This window comes from Shewanella sp. GutDb-MelDb (genome assembly GCF_002836075.1).
Classification (GTDB): Bacteria; Pseudomonadota; Gammaproteobacteria; order Enterobacterales; family Shewanellaceae; genus Shewanella.
Genome location: NZ_PJBM01000227.1, coordinates 57723 through 70178 on the forward strand (window position 1 = coordinate 57723; position 12456 = coordinate 70178).

Annotated in this window: 12 protein-coding genes; 1 reads left to right on the forward strand and 11 read right to left on the reverse strand. The window is 43.2% G+C overall.

Annotated features, from left to right (window positions below):
* Positions 1 to 22 precede the first annotated feature (22 nt).
* Complete coding sequence (gene fre, locus CXF82_RS12545; RefSeq protein WP_101090309.1) at positions 23 to 733, forward strand: NAD(P)H-flavin reductase; 711 nt, start codon at positions 23 to 25, stop codon at positions 731 to 733.
* 110 nt (positions 734 to 843) lie between these two features.
* Here fre and CXF82_RS12550 read toward each other — a convergent pair whose 3' ends face one another.
* From CXF82_RS12550 to CXF82_RS12600, 11 genes are all read right to left on the reverse strand, one after another.
* On the reverse strand, positions 844 to 2130 hold the full coding sequence (locus CXF82_RS12550; protein WP_101090310.1) for a winged helix-turn-helix domain-containing protein: 1287 nt from the start codon (positions 2128 to 2130) through the stop codon (positions 844 to 846).
* A 231-nt stretch (positions 2131 to 2361) separates the two neighbouring features.
* Complete coding sequence (locus CXF82_RS12555; protein WP_101090311.1) at positions 2362 to 3207, reverse strand: ABC transporter permease; 846 nt, start codon at positions 3205 to 3207, stop codon at positions 2362 to 2364.
* Positions 3204 to 4208 (reverse strand): ABC transporter ATP-binding protein, encoded by a 1005-nt coding sequence (locus tag CXF82_RS12560; protein WP_101090312.1) that lies wholly within the window; start codon positions 4206 to 4208, stop codon positions 3204 to 3206. Before CXF82_RS12560 ends, CXF82_RS12555 begins: the two co-directional genes overlap by 4 nt.
* Complete coding sequence (gene nosD, locus CXF82_RS12565) at positions 4198 to 5529, reverse strand: nitrous oxide reductase family maturation protein NosD (RefSeq protein ID WP_102044282.1); 1332 nt, start codon at positions 5527 to 5529, stop codon at positions 4198 to 4200. Before nosD ends, CXF82_RS12560 begins: the two co-directional genes overlap by 11 nt.
* 20 nt (positions 5530 to 5549) lie before the next feature.
* A complete protein-coding gene (locus tag CXF82_RS12570) occupies positions 5550 to 6035 on the reverse strand; it encodes a nitrous oxide reductase accessory protein NosL (RefSeq protein WP_102044283.1) in 486 nt (161 codons plus the stop codon).
* A 133-nt stretch (positions 6036 to 6168) separates the two neighbouring features.
* Positions 6169 to 7116, reverse strand: a complete 948-nt coding sequence (gene nrfD, locus CXF82_RS12575) for an NrfD/PsrC family molybdoenzyme membrane anchor subunit (RefSeq protein WP_102039158.1) — start codon at positions 7114 to 7116, stop codon at positions 6169 to 6171.
* Between the two features lie 2 nt (positions 7117 to 7118).
* Positions 7119 to 7823, reverse strand: a complete 705-nt coding sequence (locus CXF82_RS12580; protein WP_101090315.1) for a 4Fe-4S dicluster domain-containing protein — start codon at positions 7821 to 7823, stop codon at positions 7119 to 7121.
* 54 nt (positions 7824 to 7877) lie between these two features.
* Positions 7878 to 8594, reverse strand: a complete 717-nt coding sequence (locus tag CXF82_RS12585; protein WP_101090316.1) for a nitrite reductase — start codon at positions 8592 to 8594, stop codon at positions 7878 to 7880.
* A gap of 46 nt (positions 8595 to 8640) precedes the next feature.
* Positions 8641 to 9432 (reverse strand): FKBP-type peptidyl-prolyl cis-trans isomerase, encoded by a 792-nt coding sequence (locus CXF82_RS12590; protein ID WP_101090380.1) that lies wholly within the window; start codon positions 9430 to 9432, stop codon positions 8641 to 8643.
* Between the two features lie 88 nt (positions 9433 to 9520).
* Positions 9521 to 9949 carry a rhodanese-like domain-containing protein gene (locus tag CXF82_RS12595; protein ID WP_101090317.1) on the reverse strand — a complete coding sequence of 143 codons (429 nt, stop codon included), beginning with the start codon at positions 9947 to 9949 and terminating at the stop codon, positions 9521 to 9523.
* Between the two features lie 71 nt (positions 9950 to 10020).
* On the reverse strand, positions 10021 to 12054 hold the full coding sequence (locus CXF82_RS12600) for a cytochrome c3 family protein (protein WP_101090318.1): 2034 nt from the start codon (positions 12052 to 12054) through the stop codon (positions 10021 to 10023).
* Positions 12055 to 12456 lie beyond the last annotated feature (402 nt).

Here is a 12456-nt window from a genome sequence, read left to right on the forward strand (position 1 = left end):
AGAGGCTCATCAAGGATTAAAGATGAACACCATTAGTTGTACAATTGAAAAAGTCGCACCGTTTAATGATGCGGTATTTCAGGTTATTTTAAAGTCTGCTGTTGCCTTTGATTTTAAAGCTGGCCAATACCTTTGCGTCGTGATGGGAGAGACTGACAAGCGTCCTTTCTCTATCGCTTCAGCGCCTGATAGCCAACACTTAGAGCTTCACATTGGTGCTGCGGTTAGCGAGAGCTATCCAATGCAAGTGGTTGAGCGCCTTAAAGACTGCTTAGCGAATAACAGTACAATTGAGATTGAAATACCCGGTGGCGACGCTCATTTACGCCATGACAGTCTGCGCCCACGTTTACTGATTGCTGGTGGTACTGGATTCTCTTACATCAAGAGTATTGTTGAGCACCAGATAGCACTCGGACAAGAGATTGAGACCACGCTATATTGGGGTTGCCGCACCATTGATGCGATGTACTATGAATCGATTGCTCGTGAGTGGCATGATGCACACCCTTGGTTGCACTTTGTGCCCGTGGTAGAAGAGGCGCCTAGCGACTGGAATGGCAAACAAGCTAACTTGTTAGAGCAACTAAAAACTGACTTTGTGAGCTTGAATGGCTACGACATCTATATTGCAGGCCGGTTTGATATGGTCGGTGCAGCGCGAGAAGTGTTCCGTAGCATGGGGGTTGAAGAAGACCATTTATACGGTGATGCATTCGCATTTATTAAATAACAGTCCCCATTAATCTGAGTCCAGTTTAAATCACATCAAAAACTAATAGGGCACTCATATTCATTATTGAGAGCCCTATTTTGTGCAGATTTTTTCTTTAGATCTGGTGTTTAGATCCTTACCTGATCATACTTATACCAAGCGACAATGCTGCCCAATATCGGTGAAATCCACACGGCACTATTCTCATCAGTATGCACTCGATAAAAATACAACACTTCATCGGTAATATCGTGTTTCCTAATCGCTCGATAGAAATACATTGCTGACGGACTAACACTTTCAGGTTTAATAAACTCTTTTTGACTCACTTTCACTTGAAACACATCAACATCTAAACCATTAATCTGTTGCTGATATTGCTTAAACGTACCACGCAGCTTGTACTTAATCGGTGTCGTTAGGCAGTCTTCATCAGTAATACAAGCCGCCGAATAAAATTGCCCGCTATTATCCCCCTCATAGATCAATGACAGACTGAGATCAGAACGTACCAATAGCTCTCCCGCCACAGGAAAATAGACATCGGCATGATAGTGGTGCTCGGTAATGTCTCCGAGTTCATTTTCATTTTCATTGCGAGGAATTATAATCTTGTTGTAACGGATCCTTTTCTCAAGCCGCTCAGTAAGCTCAGCAAATTGACTAATATTAAGCCCTGCTGGATTAGGATCAATTGCGGTGATGTTCATCAAGTTATGGCCAGTACATTCACCATCAATAACGTTGGGACAGACCGCCATTGAGTAGTTACGCCCATCTGTGGCGACATAGCCTTCGAAGTCGTCAATATGGGTTAAATGGTTACTTTCGGGGGCTAGATGCTTTTGCCACATTGACTGATGTAGATGCTCAACATTACTTTGATAAAACATCGGTACGATCTCTTTAGTGCCGCCGATGTTTAATGCTATTTTTTTATCCGCATTCCACAAACTGCTGTTCTTAACCGTGCTGTGATAGTCACTGTTATACCAACACCACAAAATGAGTATTAAAACGACTAAAATCCCGCCGATTTTGACCAACATAGGAACATCTATAAGCGCTGTTTTTATCGATTCAGCATCATTCACCGCCAGCATTTTAATATGCGATCGCTTCGATACATATAACTCATAGCCACGGCGAGCCACGGTTTTAAGTTGTACTTCTGGATAGGCTTCTAGTTTTTTCCGCAGCGTGCTAATGCATTGTGTTAAAGAGGTAGCGGCAACAACACGATCAGGCCAACCGGCATCGAGTAATGCCTCTTTTCCACATACGCTATCGGCAATCAACAATTGATATAAAACTGCAGATTCTGAAAACGTCAGGCTGATCGTCGTATTATTAGCACGATCGACCAGTTGCTTTGCCTGCTGATCTAGCTCCAGATATGGAGTAACTCTTAGCAAGATTAACCTCTTAAAATTTAGTCATTTGAGTGAGCTAATTAAACCTGCACATTGTCACAAATTATAGTGATAGAAATAAATTGCTATTGTGACAAAAACCTCAATTAAGTGTTCATAGTTAATTGAGGTATGTCATTGTTCACAAAATGAAAAGTATTTATGAACAATCAGATTTAGCACTCTCTAATTTTGCGTCATCATGCCACATTTAGACTAGATAAAGGAAACCCTTTATAACGGTTTACGACTAAAGATCCTTTGAGAAATAACAACCAAAGCACAGATCCAGACCAACATTAACGAATACATCACCGACATACCCCAATCGATTTCGCCGATCATTGCAAACGCAGTACCCGTGCTATCCGCATCAACAGACACCAAATTAATCGCTCGATAGAGATCGGTTGGGTTCAATGCAATCAGGATATTCAGCACCTGCTTATCCATAAACACCACATCAGATACCAATACCGTGAGTAGCAGCAGATCGTAAATTAACACCAAAATGAACCACACAAACAATAGCCCAGCGACTGCCTTAGCCTTCTCTGTCGCACGCAAACTAACGATATAACCCAACAAGATAAAAATCAGCGCTAATAAATTACTGCTAATGATGAATTGCCCAAAAACACTCACCACTTCGACCACTGAGTATTGGCTACCAAAAACAAGCAATAGCACTGCCGTCGAACCAAAAGCACAACTGGTGGTAATGAGCATAACCACGCTATGGCCCAGCAGTTTACCAATGAGAATTTGGCTACGACTGATAGGATATGACAATAACAACAATAATGTACCAGCCTCTTGCTCACCGACAAAGCTGTCGTAACTGAGCAAAATCGCCGCTAAGGGGATAATAAACACCGAAGTGGTGGATAGACTCGACATTAAATTGGCTAGTGGAGGTAAAGCCAACTCCCCTGTTACCGCGCTCCCCGCAAACGTGACGGATAAAGACAGCAACATAAATATACTGCCCATAAATAAGATCCAACGATTACGTAAACTATCACGTAGCTCTTTGTAAGCAATGACCAGAATAGGAGAAGTTAACGATATGCTATTCATAATAAACTCTGACCTGAGATAGGACTAAATAAAGACTGTAGTGACTGCAACCAACCTTTTTTCGACGTAGCCGCCACGGCAATATCCGATGGCAGCGGACTCAGGGGTTGTTGTTGCATAAAGTGATGGTAAATAGCCTCTAAACTTGGCTCGATGACGCTGAAATCAGTACAAAACTTCTGTCGAACTAAATATTCAATGACAGTCTTACGCTCGCTGCTAGCCACTAATAATGCTTGTCCATGACTAAAAGACTGTAAAAAACCATCGCCCTGCACTTTATCAGTGAAATTTGGCAGCCTAATCTGGGTCTTTAGGCCACTTGCGTGGCGCAAATCATCGAGTGTTCCAGAGCCGACTCGACGTCCCCCCGCCAGCAAGAGAGCACTATCGAGATGCTTCTCAACAATTGACAGTTCATGAGTACATACAATCACTGCGCAGCCCTGTTGCTTGAGCGACGCTATTTTTTGATACAAAAACTGTGAGGCTTGTGGGTCAAGGCCAACGGTCGGTTCATCCAGTAATAAGATATCAGGGTGCGACAAAATAGCCTGAGCCACGCCAAGTCGTTGCTTCATTCCTTTTGAGTAGGTCTTTAAGGGGCGATGCTGTGCGTATTCTAATTCAAACTCAGCTATAAGTTGCTTAACCCGTGGGGCTTTTACCCCTTTTAGCGCGGCAAAATAGCTAAGCACCTCCCAACCCGTTAACTTGTCATAGAAGCTGACATCTTCTGGCAGATAACCCAGATTGACTCGCTGCTGTGACGCTTGTCCTCTCTGTACTGTTAACTGACCTGTAGTGGGCGGAATTAAGCCTAAAATCAACTTTATTAGGCTAGATTTACCGGCGCCATTATGGCCGAGCAACGCTAACGTTTGCCCTTGATACACATCCAAATTAATGTCATGTAATACCTCAACATCACCAAAGCGTAGCCCCACATGTTTAACGTTGACCACTGGGATATTATAAGTTGGACTCGTATTACTGTTCATAGACAAACTCACTTTCGAACATATCTGACTCAACAGGATGATTGATCGGAAACGGCTGCATTAGCGGGTAATCATCTTTAATGCCAGTGACCGTGAATACGGTCAGTTGCGACTCAACCCAACGCAGAAGGGAAACAACTGGGCTATTCATTAAGAATTTGGCTTCAGGATAACGCCAAAAAAGTTTGTCCATTGAATCATTAGCTTGATAACTCTGCGCGCCAATGCCATCTTGAGTATGATCCCAGCCCATGTAGCCACTCCAATAGTTACCGCGACCCGCTAAGCTCCACTGCAGTAACTCATCGCCCACATATTTCACTTGAATAAGGTTATTAATAAAGTTGTTCTCATAAATACGGTTCTTCTCTCCACCCATTGCCATCGCAATACCTATATCACTCATCGCAAACTCATTCCCACGGATCTCATTATCTAAGGCGCCGTAAATGAACATGGCTCGGCCTTGATTGCCCAAGGCTTCCTGTCCATTAGGATTATGGATATTTCGTAATACATTGAACTCAATACGCGCACCATTGGTGATGTTTAATAACACGCCATACTCAGTGGCATTTTGTGTCCTGTTATGATGTAAATACACCAATTTTGAGCTCATGATTGCGTAACCACCGTTCACATTTTCGCTCACATTACCGTAAGCTTCATCTTGCTCGCTATACATGTAATGAATGCCGTACTGCAGCCCATAAAAGCGGTTGTTGGTAACTAAACTGCCTTTACTCGACTCGATATAGACGCCATCTCTGACATGATCGATTTTATTGAATTCAATGACGGCCTGCTCAACGCGATTGAGATAAATGCCATCACCTCTATCAAGAACGTGCAACAAGGGATTACCAGAGATTCGATTATGGCGGATAGTCAACTCTCGGCTATCGTCGGCGCGGATCCCAAACCCATCGCCCACTAAGCGGTTACCGTTAATCGTTATCTTGTCCGTTTGTTCTGCAATCCAAATACCGGCATCATTTTCATACAGATCGGCGCCCCAATTTCGAATGCTGAGACCTTGTATAGCTACATCGCTGGCACTGACTTTTATCGCACTGCCATGGCCTAGAGCATCAATATCAGCACCCTCTAACCCTTTCAACATTAACGCTTTAGTGATCTCAAAATTACCGGTGTAACTAGCAGCTTGCAGTATTATGGTATCCCCAGCGTTAGCACTAAGTAACTGCTCACGTAGCTCAGAGTTATTATTAACTATCCATGTTGCCGCCATCACAGCATTGCTAAGCACAACGATTGCAATAATCGTAATAAGGGCGATAACATGAGCCATTTTTGACATTGAAATAAGCCTAATTAAGGTTACTCACCTGCAAGTAACTGGGTATCAATTTGGTCATAACTCAGCACTATGCCGCCTAACTCCTGAGAAAATTTGAGCGCGCCTTCTTTAGTACCAAAACTAGCAACCGCTGGACCCATTACCGCTTTTTTACTCGCACCATAGACATACCATGCTGTTTTAGCATCAATAAAGGCGCTATCTTCGGGCGATTCCCAATTCGTTGTTGCCATATCATGCACAAAAAGGTGCGTCACTTGACGTTGATTTTCGCTTTGTAGTGCAAAATTAAACATGTCTCGAGTCGAGCAGAATTTAGGAGTAATCAGCTGTCCTTTTAGATGCACCTGACCTTTAGGCCCAGGATATTTCTTGATCATCATGCCGCACATATGACAACGATCATGTTCATGAATGGCTTGTGCTACGACTACAGCGGTGTCGCTGGAGTCCTGACTACACGCAAATAATAAAGGCAATAACAGCAAGCCCCATAACTTTTTCATTGACGACCTCAACTCCAGTAATAATTGTTTTCTAACTGACTTAGCTTTCAGTTCAACACCCAATTGCAGCCCTGCAGGGGCGGCGCAATTGGGGGCTGACCTACTCGCTCTTTGTCACATATACTTTGGACTATTAAATCGCAAAGTTTTGTCCCGCATACAGAATGAACAAACGTAAACACATCATGCCTGTTACCGCACAAACACCTGAGGCATAAAATGCTTTAGCAGAATGGCTAAACGACTTACTGGTGGCAAAGTTCAGCAACAGCGGACCAGCAAAGCCTATCCCTATAACCCCGAGCCAAAACACGTTTGCCCACTCACCAGAATGAAAAGCAACAAAGGCACTTTGTGCGCCTGCGTTTCCTGTCATTAACGAGGTGACAATCATAAAAATGAACATGGCTTCAGCAAACATAATCGGCCATTCAGCACCATGGAGTAGCTTCATGTCTTGGCTATGCAGATCTTCTTTGAAGAATGACACTGCCAACATTTTTGCTGATGCTGCACCCGCTGAGATCCCTGACGCAATGAATAACGCCGGCAACACCGATGTATTTATGATGGGGAAACGGATCAAGGCTGAGATAAGGAAACCTGTGTAGGCACACACTGATAACGCTAATATCAACACCAGCACTTCAATTGGCTTGCGCACACCTTTCAATTTTTCAATGATCGGTAATAACACTTTCAGTGCTGGTATTGAGCGCAACTCCTCTTCTAGTGCCAGTAATGCAACAATCGCGGTTAATGGGATATAAACCGTTAAAGCAATCACACCAATTGACATCACAGAACTAAGGTTATAATAAACCAAAATCCTCCAGAAGAACAAAGGGTTAGTTAAGTCTAAAACTAAACACAACATGCCCAAACTGATGGTCACAAACGAGATTACGGCTGCCGCTTTATAGAAAGGCGTGTTGGTCGTCTGTTTTTTATAGAAACGAATAAATATCGCAGTGGCTAGCGCTCCACCGGAAATTCCCGCAAAAAACAGATAAACCGCAATCGGCCAAGGCCAGGCAATGCCCTCAGATAAGCCGATGGTAAAATCAATAGTTCCGTCCATAGCTATACCCCTAACTTAACAATTGGTATGTATCTCAAGCTCGGTTCAGTGCCAAATTCAGGCTTGATCCGCACGGAGTCCTTCACTCTTAAAAGCTTGCTCACATAAGAGGTAGGGTCATTCGCATCACCAAAAATCAACGCATCATAACGGCATTGTTGCACGCAAGCTGGAAGCTCACCTTTAATCAATTTACTGTTTAAACAGAAATCACAGTTATCCGCTACATCGGTTTCTTTATTGATAAAACGCGCATCATAAGGACAAGCACCAATACAGTATTTACAACCTGCACATTTGGCTTTATCCATAGTCACAATGCCCGTTTTTTCATCTCTATGGGCTGCGCCCGTAGGACAAACAGTGACACAAGGAGCGTTCTTACATTGCTGACAAGAAACACGCACATATTTGCGTTCGCAATTACATTCTGTTTTGCCGCAATGAGGACATATTTCACCCGCTACACCACCTGATAACTGCTCCATAACCATGCGAGACTTACCATCGGGTAGATTATTTGCGACATTACATGCGTCCTTACATTCACCGCACCCAGTACATTTATTTTGATCAAACACCATCACGTAATGGGGTTTGTTTGCATCTGACTCTTCTTTGACTGAACTGCACCCTAAGGGCGCTATTATCAAAGAGCTGGCTCCTAAGCATTTAAGGAACCTCCGTCTCTCTATATTTTCACTCACAGCATCCTCCATCTAGCCAGCTATATTGCCGACCTATTCTCTATTGGTGTGACTTTACTCAGATGCAGTCACTGAACGATTAGCTATTTTTTGCTCGGTTCTTAAAATTGCATTGTTAATTGAGGCTCTATTAAAGCTCTGGCTGTCGCTACGGAGTAACAACTGCCAATGTTCAATCGCTTTGGCATACTCTTGATTGAGATAAGCATCCGTCGCGATCAGTAATTGCGCTTGGGATTCAAATTCATCAAGGGCTAACGCTCTAGCCAAAACTAAACGGGTATCGATGCTCATCTGGCGGCCATCACGGTAGTACATGGCAGTCGCTTTCATCCCTAAGGTTTGAGCATCCTCACCAGTAAAGGCAAGTAGTTCATTTAGCGTCGCAACAGACTGGGCATATAGCCCGCCATCGACATAAGATTGAGCCAAAGTTAACAATGCAATTTCGTTGTTAGGTTGCTCGTTGACTTTACGTGCATTTTTATTGATATCTGCGGCGATCAGATAATCAATGTTGTCGTCTATTACTCCTTTATCCCACTCGGAAAAACGGCCTAACTGGCTATAAAGCACCAGAGGTACAATTAGTATCACTAAAGAGATTACTGTTGGCACTGCTCCATTTACGGCTCTTCCTTTAGCAGTAGACAAAATATCTTGGCTCGCTAGATCAGAACGTTGGAGATGACGAGCTTGAAGGTGATGGCCCCAAACACACGCAATGACACTAACCAGACAACAACCAATGCCAACAGCAAGACTACTCATAGTGACTCTCTAATTTAGTTAGATAACGACTCAGGCACTTAACGTACTAGTGCGCTTTGTCCATTCCCATCATGCCACCCATTCCCATGCCGCTAAGTCCCATACCGTGGGAGTTTTCGCCTGGGGCTTCAACTTTGACGAGTTCAACTTCAAACACCAACGTTGAACTTGGCGGAATGATACCGACCTGCTTTTGACCATAGGCAAGCTCAGATGGAATTGAAAACTTGTAGGTAGAACCTTCTGTCATTAGAGGGATCCCTTCTTGCCAACCCTCAATGACACTCATTAAAGCAAAACGATTAGGTTCATCACGATCGTAGGAATTGTCGAATTCAGTACCATCAACCAAGTAGCCTTTATAGTGCACAGTGACCACATCTTCAGGGCCTGGTTTACGTCCTTCACCCTCTGATATCACTTCGTATTGCAAACCCGAATCGGTCACACTGACGCCGGGCAGCTTTTTGTTATTGGCTAGGAAGGTACTTCCGGCTGTAATATTTTGTTGAGCTATTCGCTCTTCAGCCGCCTCTTTAGCACTATTGAGTTGCACTGAGCGCTGATTTAAATAGGTGAGGATCTCTTCATCTGAGAATTGTGGATTATTCTTCAGTGCATCCACGACACCCTCAATAACCAGTTCAACATTAACCTCTGCACCCAACTCTGTTTGAGCGAAAATCTGGCTAGAGAGGTATTTACCGATTGAGGCGCCGATACTATATGACTCTTTCTGTACGTCGCTAGTCAGGTCTGTGTTTGCCATGCTGTTAGCGGAAATAAATAGCGAAAGTCCCGTCACAACAGCTAAAGACGTTTTTACAAATGTTTTCATGTTCATCATCTCTTTTAATAAGGTCGTCATTCATTAAATTGATTACAGCAGTTCCATCTGTGTAGTCATTCATCACTGGATTGATCTATTATGGTTTTTCAGTCACCCGGTTTGATAAGCGCCAGCCATAAATCCCTTCTGGCATTTGTCTAACATCGGTGTAGCCCAACTTCATTGCTGCTCTGGCGGCAATTTCACTCGCATTGCAAAGCCTATTCGCACAATAGAACACCATCTGGGTGTCTTTTTTTGCGGGTAGAAGCGTTTTCCAATCTTTAACATTGAAGTAAATAGCACCTGGTATAAATCCCTCAGCCCACAGCTCCAACGTGTTGACATCAAAAAAGTAAACGCCCTCTTTACCCACTAAGCCATCCACTTCCATCATGGTGATGGTATTGAGTTGGTGCTCGTAATGCGGAGCTAAGGCCATCTCTGAGCCACCACCCGCTATACAGCTTGCCGAACTAACGAGTAAAGTCAGTGTTACTAGCATTTGACCAAGTACTCTTTTCATAATCTTCCCTCTTATATCTCGACACCGTTTATGACTTATTCGGGTGCCGAGATAGTTAACGATTAAGCTGCTTACTTCGCAGCGTAACCTGTTCCGTCAAGGATGTTTTGCGCTTGAGTGACATAAGTCAGCGCTGCATCTAGACGTTTCTGGCTATAACGGAAACCATGTACACCCCAAGAACCATCTTTCTTAATCAGATCAACAGTTTCTTTCGCTTTTTCAGCCAACATAAGCACTTGTGTCTTATCTTCGGTTGATAGCTTGGTGACTTCGAGTAGCTGATCGATTCGCTCGAGTGCTTGCTCAACTTTGGCGTGAACCTCTTTGACGGGAGTCTGCATCTTCATGACTTCGCCATAGATCTCCATCTGGTCTTCATAATGCAGACCGGTTTCAAGCTCTGATTGGAACTGGCTGTGACAACCTTTGTTATCTACCACATCGTGGTCAGAAATTGAGGTACGAGCGCAAGACCACATCAAATCGAGATATGAGCGACCTTCTTCGTTCTTAGCAACCGTCCAACCTTTGCCAGCTTTTGGCCCTTGAGTACGAGGCTCGCCTTCAGGTGGGTTCAAAGTTTTACGTGTTGGGTTAACATCAATTTTCCACATGTGAGACTTACGAACCGCGTCGAAGCCCGCTTGGTCAGGGAACTGCATTGCTTTGAAGTTTTCACAGCTACCCATATTTGGCATATGACAGCTTTGACATGTTTGCTTGCTATGAGTATCTGTATTTTCAGCAATCAAAGTTTGTGCTTCGTGGCAATCCTTACAGTCTTTCTTTAGCTTTGGCTTGGTGATGCCAGACATCCAAGTGCCGTCAGTCACTTCATGTGGATCGTGACAAGTAGTACAGCGCATGCCTTTCTCATAATGCGCAGAGCCATACATTTGTGAACCTTCAGTACCACAAGATGGACAAAGAGACTTCATCTTCACACCAAAGGCATACTCACCTTTCTCTTGTGCTTCCGGTGTGTCCATAAGTGCAGGGTTGTACTGGAAGCGTTGATGACAACGTTCACAGTTAGACTGCATGCCACCCGTACCACCATCTAAATGACCGCCAGCGCCATGACACTCTTCACAAGCAATACCCTTACTGATGGTATGTTCTTGTAGTTTCTTAGGATCACCTAAGGCATCGAAGAACTCTTGTTGATTTTGGAAATCAAATTTGAAAGAGTGACAAATTTCACAATATGAACTTGCAGGTTGGAACAACATCTCTTTACGGTATTTAGCACCGTATGAGCTCATGCCTTTCTGATGCGATCCTGAACCACCAAACTCTTCTAACGTTGTCGGGAATTCAGGAATAACAGCATTAATTTTTTTAGCCATATCATCGGTAAGCCACTCAGCCCACCCACGTGAAAACTGGTTAGCACCAGCAACCATTTTACCGGTACCGTCGCGCAGCAAACCGCCTTCGATATGGTAAGTACCACGGACTAACCAAGCATCAATGTAACCGTATTTAGTACGAGGAGTACCAATAGTGGCGTAGATCATGTCAGGGGTAATACCGTCAGCCAAGATAGAGGTGTCTTTAGTGCCATACATTGGTTTTTTCAGATCGTTATCCACTTCTGGGTGTTCACCAGGAAAACGAACTGATTGGGCATGACGCGAACGCTGCCACTTCTCATATTGAGTAGCATGACACTCAGCGCACTTTTCTGGACCAACAAAATTGTTTGGATAATCCAAAATAGATTTCGCACCTAAACGGTACTGTACAGCACGAGGCTTACCATCAATTGAGCTGTAATCAGGGCTGTGTCCAGTATCTAAATACTCTTCGCCACGATCACTGATGTGGTAATCACCCACTAAGTTACCTGACTCTTGATATTTAAATAGAGGATGATTTTCGAACAAGAAATCGAATAATTCTTCTTCTTGAACAATATAATCTTGTAGCGTTTTCACGCCATTAATACGTTCAGTACCTTTGTAATTGGCAATAGCTTCTTTAGCTGTTTTACCCATTTCAGGTACGCTGTTGTATTTACCACCACTGGCATTAACATTAGCAATGGCACCAAAACAAAACAGCATGCTTAATGCTACCTTGTGCTTCCATCGTCTCATCATTCACTCCTACTTATTATCAATTTTATTTTTAAACTCTCATCTTATCTTTAACGCATCACATTAGAATTTGGATTTATCGAAAGAAGAAATAACATCACCGTTTAGTTATTTATCGCAGTCGACATCTATACCTACATTAAAATGTTTTTTACAAAACCTAACCGTTCACCGAACGACTTAAACAACTGAGCAACCGCTATTCTCCTGATTGACCCGAGGAAAAACATGCGCTAGAGCACATAAACAAACGCGTTAGTTATGATTAAATCTAAAAATTAAATACTTCTTTAGTAACAGATGCATACGATTTTATTACGTTGATTATTAAGATGTAAAACTTATGATCTTTAGATCTAAAAATAGTTCAAAAACAACATTTATATATTAAAAATAATAGCA